Annotated in this window: 12 protein-coding genes; 11 read left to right on the forward strand and 1 reads right to left on the reverse strand. The window is 43.7% G+C overall.

Going from position 1 to position 16,181, the window contains the following annotated elements; all coding sequences use genetic code 11:
- Positions 1–152: 152 nt before the first annotated feature.
- From T515_RS01295 to T515_RS01345, 11 genes are all read left to right on the forward strand, one after another.
- Positions 153–1,235, forward strand: a complete 1,083-nt coding sequence (locus T515_RS01295; RefSeq protein ID WP_036606732.1) for an acyltransferase family protein — start codon at positions 153–155, stop codon at positions 1,233–1,235.
- A gap of 34 nt (positions 1,236–1,269) precedes the next feature.
- Positions 1,270–2,433 (forward strand): putative ABC transporter permease, encoded by a 1,164-nt coding sequence (locus tag T515_RS01300; RefSeq protein WP_051671313.1) that lies wholly within the window; start codon positions 1,270–1,272, stop codon positions 2,431–2,433.
- 608 nt (positions 2,434–3,041) lie between these two features.
- A complete protein-coding gene (locus T515_RS01305) occupies positions 3,042–4,049 on the forward strand; it encodes an adenylyl-sulfate kinase (protein WP_242839305.1) in 1,008 nt (335 codons plus the stop codon).
- 128 nt (positions 4,050–4,177) lie between these two features.
- Positions 4,178–5,848, forward strand: a complete 1,671-nt coding sequence (locus T515_RS01310) for an alpha-amylase family glycosyl hydrolase (protein WP_036606733.1) — start codon at positions 4,178–4,180, stop codon at positions 5,846–5,848.
- Positions 5,849–6,133: 285 nt separating this feature from the next.
- On the forward strand, positions 6,134–7,513 hold the full coding sequence (locus tag T515_RS01315) for an ABC transporter substrate-binding protein (RefSeq protein WP_036606734.1): 1,380 nt from the start codon (positions 6,134–6,136) through the stop codon (positions 7,511–7,513).
- Between the two features lie 169 nt (positions 7,514–7,682).
- Positions 7,683–8,573: a carbohydrate ABC transporter permease gene (locus tag T515_RS01320; RefSeq protein ID WP_036606735.1), complete on the forward strand. Its 891-nt coding sequence runs from the start codon at positions 7,683–7,685 to the stop codon at positions 8,571–8,573.
- Positions 8,573–9,472, forward strand: coding sequence for a carbohydrate ABC transporter permease (locus T515_RS01325; protein WP_051671314.1), 900 nt, complete (start codon positions 8,573–8,575; stop codon positions 9,470–9,472). The genes T515_RS01320 and T515_RS01325 overlap by 1 nt, the downstream gene beginning before the upstream one ends.
- Before the next feature lie 279 nt (positions 9,473–9,751).
- On the forward strand, positions 9,752–10,732 hold the full coding sequence (locus tag T515_RS01330; protein ID WP_036606737.1) for a LacI family DNA-binding transcriptional regulator: 981 nt from the start codon (positions 9,752–9,754) through the stop codon (positions 10,730–10,732).
- Between the two features lie 149 nt (positions 10,733–10,881).
- Positions 10,882–11,886, forward strand: a complete 1,005-nt coding sequence (locus tag T515_RS01335; protein ID WP_036606740.1) for a rod shape-determining protein — start codon at positions 10,882–10,884, stop codon at positions 11,884–11,886.
- Between the two features lie 161 nt (positions 11,887–12,047).
- Positions 12,048–14,408 carry an SF1B family DNA helicase RecD2 gene (gene recD2, locus T515_RS01340; protein WP_036606742.1) on the forward strand — a complete coding sequence of 787 codons (2,361 nt, stop codon included), beginning with the start codon at positions 12,048–12,050 and terminating at the stop codon, positions 14,406–14,408.
- Positions 14,398–15,120: a ComF family protein gene (locus tag T515_RS01345; RefSeq protein ID WP_036606744.1), complete on the forward strand. Its 723-nt coding sequence runs from the start codon at positions 14,398–14,400 to the stop codon at positions 15,118–15,120. The genes recD2 and T515_RS01345 overlap by 11 nt, the downstream gene beginning before the upstream one ends.
- Before the next feature lie 15 nt (positions 15,121–15,135).
- Here the strand turns inward: T515_RS01345 and T515_RS01350 are convergent, their stop codons facing one another.
- Positions 15,136–16,050: a LysR family transcriptional regulator gene (locus T515_RS01350; protein ID WP_036606746.1), complete on the reverse strand. Its 915-nt coding sequence runs from the start codon at positions 16,048–16,050 to the stop codon at positions 15,136–15,138.
- Between the last annotated feature and the right edge of the window lie 131 nt (positions 16,051–16,181).

Genomic DNA, 16,181 nt, shown 5'->3' on the forward strand with positions numbered 1-16,181 from the left:
GACCATCTTTGATGGGAGATTGCGATAAGCCCGTCAAGCGCTCTCTTGGGCGTTGAGTTTACACATAAGACCAAGAGAGCATTTGACGGGCAACGCAGAATCGACCATCTGAGATGGGAGATTGCAAAATTAATGGTTTTAGGGGATGATACATGTCTGTGAACAGAAATCTCAGGATGGATAATGCAAAGGGAATTTTGATAATGCTGGTGGTTATAGGGCATTTTCTTCTTCCGCTGCAGGGAAGAACCGTAGTCTGCACCAATCTGTTCTATGAGATCTATGTTTTCCATATGGCGGCCTTTACCTTTATTTCAGGCCTTTTTTCCCGGAATATTTACAGAGGAAAAGAGAAAAAGTCATTTAATCTCAGGCAGCTGTTTAAGACACTTTGGCTTTATGTGATATTTGAGATCATAGTGTTCTTTTCCGAGATTCCGGCCTATGGAAGAGCTTCTGCGTGGCCGGATCTTTTTCACGAAGAGGGGGCGCCATGGTACCTGCTGGCTCTTTTTGTATGGTATCTGTTCATTCCTTTTTTTACAGTACTTAAGGATAAGGTTTTTAAGTCCGGTTCAGTTATTATGCTTTTTATAGTTATACTTTCCCTTGGGGGAGGATATATAAGCGGAGTGGGAGAGTTTCTGTCAATTGAAAGAATCCTGGCATTTGCCCCCTTTTTTTATGCAGGTCACTTTACGGGGAGTGAGAAGCTGGAAGCTTTCCTCCGAGGTGAAAAACCGGAGCAGGCTAAAGCAATATGGTATGTGATAGAAGCATTGGCACTTTTTTCGGTGCTGGCTATAGCATTATTTATGTATGACTATCTGCTTCCGTATCATGACATTGTGTTCGGAGTATGGTATGAGAGACTGAGAGCCTATGAACATCCTGAATGTTTTACAGGTATAACAGGACAGTTTTGGTTCCTGAGACTCTTGTGGTATATTTTTGCAGGTGCAGTGACGCTTTCTTTTTTGAGAGTCATACCTGACCGCAGGATCCCGGTACTGTCTCTCATGGGACAAAGGACATTGCAGATATACATTCTTCACAGGCCTGTCAGGGACCTGATGCTGGCGGCGGGACTTATAACCTGTTTTGATCCGGGGAAGCCGACGGACCTTATAATGGTTTTACTTTTTTGTACAGTATTGTCCGTTATGCTTTCTGCAGGGATTTTTACAAAGCTTTTTGAGTTTATACTCACACCTTTCAAAAAGAAACAGCCCTGATAATTTGACATAATTACTTTGCTAAGGAATTTATATGGTTGATTTTTTGGGAAATCTTTCGATTTTTTCGCAGTACACACTTCTTCAGTGGGCGCTGCTCTTTATGCTTTACTGCATATTCGGATGGGTATTTGAATCCGTATACTGTTCACTTAAGGAGCTCAGACCTCTGAACAGAGGCTTCTGTCATGGCCCGTGGCTGCCCATATACGGTGTCGGAGCCATCATGATGCTTATGTTTGCCTGGCCCTACAGAGAAAATCTTTTTATGGTATATATCATGGGAGCGCTGGTGGGGACTGTGCTTGAGCTTCTAACAGGTGTAAGCATGTATCATATTTTTCATATGAAGTGGTGGGATTACAGCCACAACCCTTTCAATTTCCATGGTTACATCTGCCTTTATGCATCTCTGGCCTGGGGGATTCTTGCGGTTATATTCACAAAACTCATTCATCCCCATGTAGCTGCCATATCGGAGGACTGGACATACACCGGTTTTGTTGTGGCAGTTACCATGCTGTACACTCTTTTTATTGAAGATCTGGTTTTTTCCATTATCGGTGCTCTTGATCTTAAGCGGCGAATTGAGCAGCTCGCTGCGAACAGTGAGGAGATTCAGATGCTTAAACTGAATATCTCAGAGGCCAGATCAAGACTTCTTGAAATGCAGGAGCAGGCCCGGGCCAATGTCTCCGAAGTTAAGTCAATAGCTGAAAACGAAGGAAATCTGGCGGCAGCAAAGGTGGTCACAGAGGAAACAAAACGAGTTATTGCTACCGGAGGCACATTTGTTGCAAAGACCATCGCAAACGGAAGTGTAACGGCTGCAAAAGCAGCAGGAAAAACCGTGGTGGATGCCGGTAAATCTGCTGTGAGAAAGGCTGCCAATGCAGTGCCGGGAACCAGAGCTTATGAGGAAAAACATGGTGAAAACCGTGAAGGTTTAGAGCTTCGCCGCAGACGTATGGAAGAGAGACTCCGTATACTTGAGGATGGAGGAGATGAACGTTCAGGCCGTATGAACTGGTGGGTAGGAAACATGCTCAGGAACAACCCTACACTGAAGGGCGGTTCAGAGTATTTTGATAAGCTGAGAGAGGCTGCCAGAAAGTACTCTGAAAGTCTGGAAAAGCTGGAAGCCTGCATAGAAATGGAAAGAGAGAAGCCGGAAGAATTCTGTGATGATGAAAACTGAGCATCATAAGTGAGGGGCAAAATCCGACATGGAATCGTTTCGTCACTAACGCTCTCATCTCACTGATGTCATAAAATAAAATAGTAAACGAATGACCCCACCGAAGCTGTTTCGCTTCGATGGGGTCTTTCTGTCTCTTATTAAATCTATATATGTCAAGAGTTCACGTAAGGGGAGAAAAGAACTCTTACTAGGTATATTTCAAACGGTCATGCTTGACAGGGAAGATCCGGAAGGATCGTCGATATCATACACATAAGCGACCGTTGTTTATGAAGGGGGGCTCCGGAGTGTATCACAACTCCGGAGTATGAGTATGAAAAGCTTTTTTTGTGTTACATTTCTGTAACTGTTTTATATGATACAGAAGCTTTGTGACTTAAGTATGTCTCACGACTTAAAGAAGTCTAAAAATTCTAAATAAAATATAAAGTACATGGACGCAATTATGAAGAACTGTCTACATAAAATCTTAAGTACATGTTCGGATTAGGCTTTATTAATCTGTTATAAAATTATCAACAGGCTCTTTACAGATGTTTGCAAATCTGTTAACGTAGCATGTGTCAACCGCTTAACATATTTTTGTATGTTAGGAGAAAATATAAATGAATAATAAAATGAGTAAAAGTATGAATACAAATTATAAGAAAATCGATAAGTTATCAAAGAATTATGCTGAGGAGATCCTCAAGGTACTTCCATGGGAGACAAAGGAAGTTCCGTCAGAGATTCCTCATGGAGATATGCCGGGAGATAAGATTGAGATAGGAGAGTCTCACATCGCAAAGGCAAATAAAATCTTCCCTGTACTTGTTAAGGAGATAGCAGAGAAGATGAAAGCAAACGACAACCAGAGAGTTGTAGTAAGTGTCTGCGGAGGATCAGGAGTAGGTAAGTCAGAGATTGCTTCTGTTCTTGCGTGGTTCCTTAACCAGTCAGGCGTGGGAGCATATATTCTTTCCGGAGACAACTATCCTCACCGCATCCCTATGTACAATGATGCTGAGAGACTTCATGTATTCCGTGAGAGTGCTGTGAGAAACATGGTTGAAGCCGGAGATTACACAAACGAGAGATTTGCGGAAATCAGAAGCTGGCAGCAGGAGGATACAGATGCGGATAAGAATCATGCAGAGGGAAATGCATGGTTTGAGTCATATCTTGCAGGCGGACGCAAGGGACTTTCTGAGTATCTCGGAACTCCCAAGGAGACAGATTTTGATGAAGTAAGCAATATTATCAGCGCATTCAAGGATGGAGCAGCTGACCTCTGGCTCAGACGTATGGGAAGAGATGCAGCAAGTCTCTGGTATGAGGATGTGGATTTTTCTGACAAGCAGGTTCTTATCATTGAGTGGACACACGGAAACAGTGATTTTCTTAAGGGAGTTGATATCCCTGTTCTTCTTAACAGTACACCTGCAGAAACTCTTGAGCACAGAAGAGCAAGAAACAGAGACGGAAAGACCGACAGCGCATTTACAACCATGGTTCTTGAAATCGAGCAGGGTAAGCTCCATGCACAGGCACACAAGGCAAAGATCATCTGCTCAAAGAATGGTGAGCTCATCAGTTTCGAAGAGTACACAGATCTCATGAAGGATCAGTTCTGATCAGGCATTTGAAACAGAATAACGATCTTGATGATAAAGGGTAAAGGATTATCCTTGCAGTTCAAAACAGTTTCCGGACAGATCTTCTTAAACAGAGGTCTGTCTTAGGTATTTAACAGGAGTTTGAAATGGAGAAACATTATACAGATAACGGACCTATGCTCAATGCCTACCCTGACAGCATGGGTGGTCGCCTCAGCGATGTTGTGGGATTTCTTGAGAAGAAGGAGATGGAGGATTCTTTCCAGTCATTCTATATTCTTCCAAGCATTTTCAATACGGATCTCGACAGAGGATTCTCTGTTATCGATTACAATATAAATAATGAGATGGGAAGTGAGGAGGACCTGGAGAGACTCCGCAATCTCGGAGTAAATCTGAAGCTTGATTTCATTCTGAATCATGCATCGGTTCTTTCGCCACAGTTCCAGGATCTCATCAAAAATGGCGAAAATTCAAAGTACAGCGATTTCTTTATCAACTGGAACAAGTTCTGGGAAGGCAAGGGAGAGATGACTCCGGAAGGATACATCCAGCCTGAGGATCAGTATATAAAGGATATGTTCTTCCGTAAGCCGGGTCTTCCTATACTTATGGTCAGAACACCGGACGGAAAGGATGTTCCATACTGGAATACATTCTATCAGGAGGTTATCTACAAGCGTCCTGATGCCATGGATCTTATGGGAGCCATGGATATTCAGTACCTTACTGCGGAACGTATCTGTGACAGAGTCAATACCGCTCTTGATGAGGGTAAGAAACCTTCAGAGACAGACTTCAGCGGATATGAAGCATATCGTGACAAGGTAATAGATTATCTTGAGTCAAACCGTAAGTACCTTGGCCAGATGGATCTCAATGTAAAGTCAGATCTTGTATGGGAGCATTATGATAACACACTAAAAGCTCTTTCCGGATATGGTGCTTCCATCGTTCGTCTTGATGCCTTTGCTTATGCTCCGAAGGAGCCGGGAAAGAAGAATTTCATGAACGAGCCGGATACCTGGGATCTTCTTGCAAAGGTTCGTGAGCTTGCTGATAAATATCATGTGACACTTCTTCCTGAGATCCATGCAAGCTATGGCGAGAAGGTTTACAAGAAGGTGGCGGATATGGGATACATGACCTATGATTTCTTCCTTCCGGGACTTCTTATTGATGCTATAGAAAAGAAGAACGGCAAAGATCTTGCAAGATGGGCTCAGGAGCTTGTTGATGATAAGATCCGCACAGTAAATATGCTGGGCTGTCATGACGGAATCCCTCTTCTTGATCTAAAGGGTATCCTTCCTGAGGAGGAGATCCAGAATCTCATCGATACCATCGTTGAAAGAGGCGGACTCGTTAAGGATCTTCACGGAAAGAAGAATATGTATTATCAGGTTAATGCAACATATTACAGCGCTCTCGGTGAGGATGACAGAAAGATGCTGCTTGCAAGAGCTATCCAGATGTTTATGCCGGGTAAGCCACAGGTTTGGTATCTTGATCTCTTTGCAGGAAAGAACGACCATGAGGCTGTAAAGCATGCAGGTCCTGCCGGACACAAGGAAATCAACCGTACAAACCTTTCCATTGAGGAGATGGAGAAGAGACTTTCTTCGGAAGTCGTAGCAAAGCAGATTGAAATGCTCAGGTTCCGAAACACCTGTCCTGCATTCTCCTTTGATGCCGATTTCTCTGTTGAGACAGAAGGCACAAAGATGAACATGACATGGAAGAATAATGGAAATACAGCATCTCTTAAGGTTGATTTTGCAGATTATTCCTATGAGATCTCATCAGAGACTGTATAAGCCGCAAAAACTGTATTCAGGGGTGGGCTGATTATTCTGTCTTTTAGTATTGAGTATATAAATTTTATATAAAAAAACAGGTACCGTCGAAGGGGTAATCCCTTCGGCGGTATTTTTGTACAAAAAAGCGCACAAAACGAGTTATATAATATTGCACAATATACACAAAAATATGTTATACGATTGACAGAAATTGTGAAAAGAGATATAGTCGCATTAAGTTAAATGTCAAGCGGTTGACAGAGCTGACATTATCAATACAATTCAGTCAAAGAGGAGATAATCATGAAAAAAAATTTGAACAGAATGGCTGCGTTACTTATGACAGTGGCATGTGTAAGCTCACTTGCAGCATGCGGCAGCAGCACAACTGCTGAAACAAGCAAGGCAGCCGATGCAACAACTGAAGCAGCTTCAACAGCGGCAGGAACAGAGGCAGCAGCACCTGCAGAAAAGTCAGAGCTTGCAGGACAGTCAATCACACTTCTTAATTCAAAGGGTGAGATTCAGACAGCTCTTGAGGAGCTTGCAGGAACATTTACAGAGGAGACAGGCATCAACCTTGAGGTTCTTGCATGCGGAGCAGGTGAGGTTCCTTATACTAAGGTTACTTCCATGTACAGCTCAGGAACAGCACCAACCATGTCAATTCTTGATACAACAGACGTTATCGCACTTGGCGCTGAGTACGGACTTGACCTTACAGATCAGGACTGGAACCAGTATTGCGACAGCATGACAACAAAGATCGACGGTAAGGTTTACAGCTTCCCGTTCTGTGTTGAGGGTCGTGGAATCATTTACTCAAAGAAGTCAATCGAGGATGCTCTCGGAAAGGATTTCGATCCTGCATCCATCAACTCACTTGATTCCTTCAAGGCAATCTGTGAAGAGCTCAGAGCAGCAGGTATGGAGAATCCTGTGGTTCTTTCAAAGGAAGACTGGTCACTGGGTGCACATCAGCTCGGATATATCTATGATACATACGACGGCACAACAGCCGGTGCTGACAAAATCATGGCAGCTCTTAAGGATGGTTCACAGAAGGTTGAGGATTATGACCGTTTTAACCAGTTCATGGATACCATGGATGTGATCCTTGAGTACAACTACAACAAGGAAGATCCACTCGGAGCTATCTACGATGAGGATCCTATTCACCTTGTTGAGGGTGATGCAGCATTCTGGCCAAATGGTAACTGGGCATGGCCAAACCTTGAGACAGCCGGTGCTGAGACATCTGATGAGTATGGCTTCATTCCGTTCGTTCTCGGAAATGATTCTTCTGATATTGCCAACACATCAATGCAGGCATCTCCTACAAAGCAGCTTATGGTAGACGCAAAGCAGTCAACAGAGGAGCAGCAGAAGGCAGCTCTTGAGTTCATCAACTGGCTTGTAAACTCAGAGTCAGGTCAGAAGGGCCTTGTTGAGAAACTCGCACTTATCCCTGCATGCTCAAACAACACTGTAGCTCCTAAGGATCCGTTAAGCCGTGATATCGTAGCTAAGATGGCTTCAGGAAATACTTACTCTTCAAGCTTCGTAGCACCTTCAGATCACTGGTCAGTAGTTGGTGCTGTTATGCAGAAGTATGTTGCAGGTCAGACAGACCGTGCTGGTGCTGCTTCAGAGATCGATGCTTACTGGCAGTCACAGAAATAATCAAAAGTAACAAGATAAGATTCAGGACCATAACTCTCTGCGAGATATGAGGCATTGAGATATTTTACTTATCCGGCGAGAACGAACAGCTTTCCGGATAAGTATTTTGGAAGAATTCCAAAACAGGTCCTGATTTTTTTATAGGAAGAATTAAGAAAGGCAGATCAATATGAATTCTCTAGGCCGTACCACCGGTGATAAAATAAAAAGTTTTCTAATGTTTGCACTTCCGGGAACATTCGTTTTTGTATGTGTGGTCATCATACCTTTTCTGTATGGTTTTTATCTCACATTTACAGACTGGAACGGTGTTGCGGCAGTGAAGAACCTTGTGGGCTTTGATAATTACAAGGCTCTTGCTCAGGATAAGGATTTTTGGAATTCCATGGGACTTACACTTAAGTATGTAGTGCTCTCTGTTATTCTGGTCAATGCATTCGGCTTCCTTTTTGCATATTTCCTTTCAGGAAGAATCAAAAAGGGTCAGAATGTCTTTCGTGCCGGATTTTTCACACCGAACCTTATCGGTGGTGTAGTTTTGGGATTCATATGGCAGTTCGTTTTTTCCCAGCTTCTTGTTAAGTTCGGAAAGAGCCTCGGAATCGCCTTTTTTTCAAAGTCATGGCTTTCCGATCCGACCAAGGCCTTCTGGGCGCTGGTCATCGTGACCGTATGGCAGCTTAGCGGATATATGATGCTCATCTACATTGCAGGATTCACAGGTCTTTCGGAGGATGTACTGGAAGCTGCATCCATAGACGGGGCATACGGATGGTCAAAGATGAGACATATCACACTTCCTCTTATGGTTCCGTCTTTCGTAATATGTATTTTCCTGACACTTTCAAGAGCCTTCATGGTTTACGATATCAACCTTACATTGACAGGCGGTGAACCATACGGCAGTACAAGACTTGTAGCCATGCATGTTTACGAAAAGGCATTTACGGCCAGACAATACGGAATAGGACAGGCGGAAGCGGTATTCCTTTTCTTCGTGGTCGCCATAATTTCCGGACTTCAGGTATATATCGGTAAGAAGCAGGAGGTAGAAGCGTGATGAGTGGTCAGGCAAATATTTCCGCAAAGGATCTGTCACCAAGGGCTGCAGATCGGGTTGGCGGAACAAAAAAACTTGTTAAGGATATCTGTATATATATTCTTCTTGTCATCGGAGCGTTATTTTACCTGGTACCGTTCTTTATGGTCATTGCCAACTCCTTTAAGCAGAAAAAGGATATCATAAAGGCTCCGATGGATATCGTCGGTGCTCATGGAATGAGCCTTGATAACTATTTCAAAGCCTTTAAGCAGATGGAATTCTTAAAAGCATTCGGAAACTCCATTTTCATTACAGGTCTTTCCACCCTGGCGGTCATCGTACTTTCTTCCATGGTTGCGTACTATATAGTTCGTGCGAACACCAAAATCGCGAAGCTGATATTTGCGCTGATGATCTCTTCCATGATCATTCCGTTCCAGTCTATAATGATTCCTCTGGTATCTATCTATGGTGCACAGCTCAGCCTGCTTAATCACAGACTTTCACTTGTATTCATGCATACCGGTTTTGCCATGAGTATGTCAGTGTTCATGTATGCCGGGTTCCTTAGAAGCGGTGTACCGAAGTCTCTTGAGGAGGCAGCCTACATCGATGGATGTACAAAGATGGAGACTTTCAGGCTTATAGTATTTCCTCTGCTTAAGCCTACAACTGCTACACTGGTCATCTTAAATGCCATGCAGTTCTGGAATGACTATCTGCTCCCAAGCCTTGTTCTCGGAAAGAAGCCCCTTTATACACTGCCTCTTTCCACATACAGCTTCTACGGAACATATAGTTCGGATTACGGCCTTATCATGGCGGCGCTGGTACTTACACTTCTTCCTATACTTATTCTGTATTTCTTCTTACAGAAGCAGATTATAGCCGGAATGGTTGCAGGTGCTGTTAAGTAAGATTCTTATGTATAGAGTATGAGTATTGGAATAAAAAGTTATAAAACTAATATCTGATATGTTTTTTAAGATTTTAAACAGTTGAAGGTATAGTATAATGAAGCCGGACATCAGTGGTGTCCGGCTTTTTTTCTACATTGCCATGGCAGGATGTATATGATAAAAAACATTTATGGAATCAGGGAAACAGGCTATTATGAAAGCTGTGCTTTGGCGACGGATGATTCATGCTTCCGGTTATGGAGATGCGCAAAAAAACAGTAAAGGGAATAGAATGGAATGGCAACGACGTTAAAAGATGTGGCTAAGGAAGCCGGACTGGCAGTGGAGACTGTATCCAGAGTGCTGAATAACAGGGGATATATCAGTGAGAAGACCAAGAAAAAGGTCTATGATGCCATGCAGAAAATAGGATACAGACCGAATATTGTGGCACGAACACTTTCAAAGGGAAGATCCGATGCCATCGCGGTTATCATGCCGCACATGGTTCATCCGTATTTTTCGCAGATGCTCAGCGAGATAGAGCGTTATGCTGCTGAAAAGCAGTATCAGGTATTTGTCAATAATTCGACAGGGGATCCTCAAAAGGAGACCAGTGTTCTGGAACTGTGTGAAAACAGTCTTGTTGCAGGAGTGCTGATTTTCAGCCAGCAGGTGAAGCCGGAGACATTAAAAAAATTCAATCTTCCTATTATAACCATCGAGCGTTTCATAGAAGGCGGAACAGGCTGCGTACTTTGCGACAACTATAAAGGCGGACAGCTTGCGGCTGAGGAACTCATAAAAAAAGGCTGCAAAAATCTTCTGATGCTGGGAAGTGTATGGCAGAGCAAGATGCCTGCGGATGTGCGTGAAGACGGTTTCATGGACGTATGCCGTAAGAGTGGTGTCAATGCCAGGGTGCTTACAAGTGATTCAAGAGAATACAAGGAGATGGAGTATCATGAGAGTATAATAAAGGCTCTCAATGAATATCCGGAAACTGACGGAGTGTTCTGCAGCTCGGATCTGATCGCGGCACAGGTTATACAGGTTGCAGCAATGCTCGGTAAGAAGGTCCCCGATGATTTGAGGATAATCGGATTTGATGATACTGAACTGGCACTTCTCACCACGCCGAGGCTCACGACCGTTCATCAGCCCATAAGAGAGATGGCGAGAAAGGCTGTTGATATGATAATCGACACTTTGGAAAACAGAGAAGTCAGTGAGAGAAATGTGATGGATGTAAGCCTTGTGGTGCGGGGAACAACATAAAATATTAAAAAGTTAATATTCGTTTTGCTTTTTACCATAGATTATTACTTTAAAAATCCTGTTCTTTCTATTATACTATATGAGACTATGGGTTAAGATGCCTATGGAGTAGTATAGATGCTGAATACGGCATTTTATGGGAGAGTTTAATGTTTTCGTTGATTTCAAATGATATCGGAATAGATCTTGGTACATCAAGTGTTCTTGTGTACATTAAGGGCAGAGGCGTTGTGCTGAAAGAGCCTTCTGTGGTTGCAGTGAACAAAGACACCAACACTGTCCTTGCCTATGGTGAGGATGCCCGGCTTATGCTTGGAAGAACACCTGAGAATATAGCTGCGGTCCGTCCTCTCAGACAGGGAGTCATATCGGATTATACATTGACGGAGCAGATGCTTAAACACTTTATAAATAAGGCTGTTGGAAAGCGTACCTTACGTAAACCCAGGATTTCGGTCTGTATTCCATCGGGAGCAACAGAGGTTGAAAAGAAAGCTGTAGAGGATGCCACCTATCATGCAGGGGCAAGAGAGGTTACCATCATTGAGGAGCCTGTTGCTGCAGCCATAGGGGCAGGCATAGACATCAGCAAACCTCAGGGGAATATGATCATTGACATCGGAGGCGGAACCTCGGATATAGCGGTTATCGCTCTTGACGGTCCTGTGGTATCCGAATCCATCAAGGTGGCCGGAGATGATTTTGATGAGGCTATTCTCCGATATATGCGTAAGAAGCACAATCTTCTCATAGGAGAAAGAACCGCAGAGGATATAAAGATAAACATAGGCTGTGCAAGCAAGAGACCGGAAAATATCACTATGGAAGTCAGGGGACGTAACCTGGTTACGGCACTTCCGAAAACAGTGGTTGTAAGCGCGGACGAGATTATGGACGCACTGCTGGAGCCGGCAACTATGATAGTTAATGCTGTGCACAATGTATTGGAACGTACTCCGCCTGAGCTGGCAGCAGACATTTACGAGAGAGGCATCGTTATGACAGGAGGAGGAGCGCTTCTTTACGGACTGGATAAACTGATGCATGAGAAGACCGGTATAAACTGTATGCTGGCCGAGGATCCTCTCACTGCTGTTGCTATCGGAACAGGAAAGTTCATCGATATATCAAACGGTGAGGATGACGATCTGTAATAAAAAATTAAAATGGGGGTGGCCTTTTAGGCTGCCCCTTTGCTGTATAAAAGAGACGGCCCGGGAGCAGAGTTTACTGTGAAGGCATTTAAATTCAGGAAGTGCAGGGAAGTGAAGGCGCCCATGCCGGATCAGGTTTGTTTACATAAGGAAACGAAGAATTGGATTTTTTTGAAGGTTATATAGATCATATTATATTCAGAAGTGATTCCACAGGATATACGGTCATGGTCGGCGTAATGAAGGGTAAGGATTATACTCTTGTGGGAACAGTTCCCGGACTGGAACCGGGAGAGAACATAAAGGCTGACGGACATGAGACCACACATCAGATTTACGGAACCCAGTTTGTTATAGATAAATATCAGGTGGTTCCTCCCGAATCAAGTGAAGCGGTGGAAAGATATCTGGGCTCCGGAGCAATAAAAGGCATAGGGGCCGCCATGGCTTCCCGTATAGTGAAGCAATTCGGTGATGATACCATGCGTATCATTGAAGAAGAGCCTGAGAGACTTGCGGAGATAAAGGGTATCTCCTCAAGGAAAGCCATAGATATAGCTGCGTCCGTCAACTCTAAAAAAGAGATGCAGTATGCGGTGATGTTCCTTCAGCAGTATGGCATTTCCATAAATATGGCAGGAAAGATATACGCTCAGTACGGTAATGATATGTACGATATCGTCAGGGATAATCCGTATAAGCTGGCGGAGGATATCGATGGCATGGGCTTCAGAACCTGTGATGAGATAGCCAGAAATGCAGGAATAAAGGAGGATTCCGATTTTCGTATAGAATCGGGTATCCTATATGCTTTGGCGATGTCTGAAAGTAACGGACACTGTTATCTTCCGCTTCCTGAGCTTTTGCAGGCTACAGAGACACTTCTCAATATTTCTGTTCATGATATAAACAGGTATCTTCTGGATCTTCAGATGCAGGGAAAAGTGGTTGTGAAGAAGACCGGTAAAAAGAAGAGTATAGATGAATACCTGCAGGAAGTTGAGAAAGGCGGATCCGTAAATCTGTGTGAAGAAGGGGCAAGCGGCGGGGGTATTATATATGATGCCGATAACAGAAATGTGGATCCCGGGGTAAGGGTCTACAGATCTCTTTTGTATTATACAGAGCTTCAGGTGGCCACAAAACTTCAGGAACTCAATATAGAAAAAGAACCTGATAAGAACCAGGGTCTTGAAAGAGAGATAGATGAAATAACCGAAAAGGAAGGCATAGAGCTTGACGATCTGCAGCGTCAGGCGGTTTCCATTGCGGCAAATTCAGGACTTCTTGTTATCACCGGAGGTCCGGGTACGGGAAAAACCACCACCATAAACACCATAATCAGAGTTTTTGCCAATGAAGGAAAGACTATACTTCTTGCGGCACCTACGGGAAGAGCAGCCAAAAGGATGTCTGAATCCACCGGGTGGGCAGCTTCTACCATACATCGGCTTCTGGAGTATCAGGGAAGACCGGAAGAAGAGGGAGATGAAGGGGGTGAACAGATCAGGGGTCACTTCGAGAGGAATGACAGCAATCCCCTTGAGTGCGATGTGGTGATCATAGATGAGATGTCCATGGTGGATATATTTCTGATGAATTCACTTCTGAAGGCTATCCATAAAGGAACAAGACTGATCATGGTTGGAGATGCTAATCAGCTGCCTTCTGTCGGTGCCGGAAATGTCCTCAGGGATATCATTGAATCCGGAGTTATCAGAACCGTCAAGCTCAATCATATTTTCAGACAGGCGGCGGAGTCAGATATAGTCGTAAACGCTCATAAGATAAATGAAGGGCAAAGTGTTGATCTCAGCAAGAAATCAAGGGACTTTCTTTTCATAAGAAATCAGAACCCTGAGCAGATTTTCAATTCGGTTACGGCTTTGATCCTTGATAAGCTTCCGGGTTACCTTGGCGTTGATCCTTTTGATATGCAGATCATGACGCCTCAGAGAAAGGGTGCTTTAGGTGTCGAGAGACTTAATCAGCTTCTTCAGGAACGTATCAATCCTAAAGACGGTAAGAAGCCGGAGAAGGAGATAAACGGCACGCTGTTCCGCCTGGGTGATAAAGTGATGCAGGTAAAGAATGATTACAATCTTATATGGGAGATAAAAGGAAGGTACGGCATACCCATTGAAAAGGGAGAGGGTGTGTTCAACGGAGACATTGGCATCATAACGGAGATGAACAATTTTGCCCAGACACTTACGGTAAAGTTCGATGACAGATTTGTAGAGTATGAGTTTAAGCAGTGCGACAGTCTGGACCTTGCCTATGCCATCACCATCCATAAGTCTCAGGGATCGGAATATCCGGCGGTGATCATACCTATGTATCAGGGACCGCAAATGCTTATGAACCGTAATCTTTTGTATACTGCGGTGACCAGAGCCAAGAGATGTGTATGTCTGGTGGGAAATCCGCAGATATTCGAACAGATGATAAGCAATGAATCCGAAGCAAAACGGTATTCGTCATTATGGGAACGGTTAAAGGAGATTTCAGATGCCGGTTAAAATGCTTTATCAGAGGGCAGTGGACCTGCTTTTCCCGAGAAGATGCCCTATATGTGAGGAGCCGGTGATGCCGAAGGGGGAGCTCATCTGTCCTGAATGTATTCGTGAGATCCACTTCATAAAGGAACCTTTCTGTAAGGTCTGCGGAAGAGAGATTGGATCACGGGAGGATGAGATCTGCTCGAACTGCAGGCGTCACAGATTCAGTTTTGAGTACGGATATGCTCTTATGAGTTACAGTGATGTGGTGGCTCATTCCATCACGAGAATAAAATATACAGGGGCAAAGGAGTATCTTGATTTTTACGGAAAAACGGCAGCGAGAATATACGGTGACCGGATAAAATCCATGAGGGTTGACGCTATAGTCCCGGTTCCTGTTCATAAGAGCAGATTAAAAAAACGCGGATATAACCAGGCACAGGTTCTTGCTGAAATAATGGGAAGAGAACTTGGGATACCTGTATACGAAGATGCTCTTTACAGAAATAAAAAAACCGCAGCATTAAAAGAGCTTAATGCTGCGGAAAGACTTAAAAATTTATCCAGCGCATTCTTTGCGGGAGAAATCCCGAAGGATATGCGGTCTGTTCTCATAGTGGATGATATCTTTACCACCGGCGCAACCATGGAGGCAACAAGCAGGTGCCTGAAAAGTGCAGGTGTGGAAAAGGTATATTGTTTTTCGCTTGCAATCAAATCAGATATCTGAGGATGTTTCAGATCCTCAGTCCTGATCTTCGGTCCAGTAATCTCTTGCAAGATCAATGAGGTTTCTCATGGGTTCAGAGAGGTATTTATCCTTTCTGTATACGGCATAAGCATTCATGACAGGATGGGTTTTCAGCTTTATAAGCTGAACATCATCGGGGATGTCCACATGATGAGATGCGCCGATGAGAGCCGCACATTCATCTGCGGCTACAAGGGCAAGCTCGTAGTTTATTCCTTCGGCATCCATATATACATCGGGCTCAAAACCTGCCTGCTCAAAAACCTGCTCTGAAACAAAACGTTCTGTGGAGTCCTTGGGTCCGAGGAAGAAAGGAACATCCTTGAATTTACGGATATCCATGACCATGGTTCCGTCCTCTTCATACTCCACTTCGTTTACCAGAGGGTTGGAGGAAGCAACAGCCAGCACCATCTCAACATGACTGAGAAGCTCGTACTGAAGACGATAGTTCTGTTTATCACCCATGAGGATGATACCGAGATCAATGGTTCCGTTCTTAACAAGTTCCTGGGCTTTCAAACCCTTCATGATGTTGAGCTGTAATTTAACAGTGGGATTCATCTTGTGGAACTGACGATATATGGAAGTCATCATGTAATCGGCTTCGATTCCGGCTGCACCTACTGCTATTTCTTCGTTGTGAAGCTTGGCTATGTCAGAGATGCGGGAATAACAATCCTTCTTCATGGCGATCATCTTTCTCGCGGTATCCACATAGATCCTTCCGGCTTCGGTAATGGACCATTCATTTCCTCTTCTATAGAAGAGCTTGGTTCCCAGTTCTTTTTCCAGATTGAGAAGCTGAAGATTGAGGGCAGGCTGGGAAATGAATAGTTTGTCCGCAGCTCTGGTGATATTTTTTTCCTCTGCGATACGAATTATATTTTCGATACGACGTAGATCCATAAAAAGCCTTCTTCCTATTAAATAAGATGTATGCGAATTTTCATAGATTGCATTTAACAGCGATTGTTTTAATGCAAAACTTAAAATTTCAATATATTTAATAGTATATAAGGTATTATAACTTATTACAA

The sequence above is a fragment of the Oribacterium sp. P6A1 genome, from assembly GCF_000702885.1.
GTDB lineage: Bacteria > Bacillota > Clostridia > Lachnospirales > Lachnospiraceae > Oribacterium.

Coding starts and splice junctions, on each gene's coding strand:
- T515_RS01320 (WP_036606735.1), top strand. CDS start 7,683: ATGAATTCTCTAGGCCGTACCACCGGTGATAAAATAAAAAGTTTTCTA.
- T515_RS01300 (WP_051671313.1), top strand. CDS start 1,270: ATGGTTGATTTTTTGGGAAATCTTTCGATTTTTTCGCAGTACACACTT.
- T515_RS01310 (WP_036606733.1), top strand. CDS start 4,178: ATGGAGAAACATTATACAGATAACGGACCTATGCTCAATGCCTACCCT.
- T515_RS01345 (WP_036606744.1), top strand. CDS start 14,398: ATGCCGGTTAAAATGCTTTATCAGAGGGCAGTGGACCTGCTTTTCCCG.
- T515_RS01325 (WP_051671314.1), top strand. CDS start 8,573: ATGAGTGGTCAGGCAAATATTTCCGCAAAGGATCTGTCACCAAGGGCT.
- T515_RS01295 (WP_036606732.1), top strand. CDS start 153: ATGTCTGTGAACAGAAATCTCAGGATGGATAATGCAAAGGGAATTTTG.
- T515_RS01335 (WP_036606740.1), top strand. CDS start 10,882: ATGTTTTCGTTGATTTCAAATGATATCGGAATAGATCTTGGTACATCA.
- T515_RS01330 (WP_036606737.1), top strand. CDS start 9,752: ATGGCAACGACGTTAAAAGATGTGGCTAAGGAAGCCGGACTGGCAGTG.
- T515_RS01305 (WP_242839305.1), top strand. CDS start 3,042: ATGAATAATAAAATGAGTAAAAGTATGAATACAAATTATAAGAAAATC.
- T515_RS01350 (WP_036606746.1), bottom strand. CDS start 16,050: ATGGATCTACGTCGTATCGAAAATATAATTCGTATCGCAGAGGAAAAA.
- T515_RS01315 (WP_036606734.1), top strand. CDS start 6,134: ATGAAAAAAAATTTGAACAGAATGGCTGCGTTACTTATGACAGTGGCA.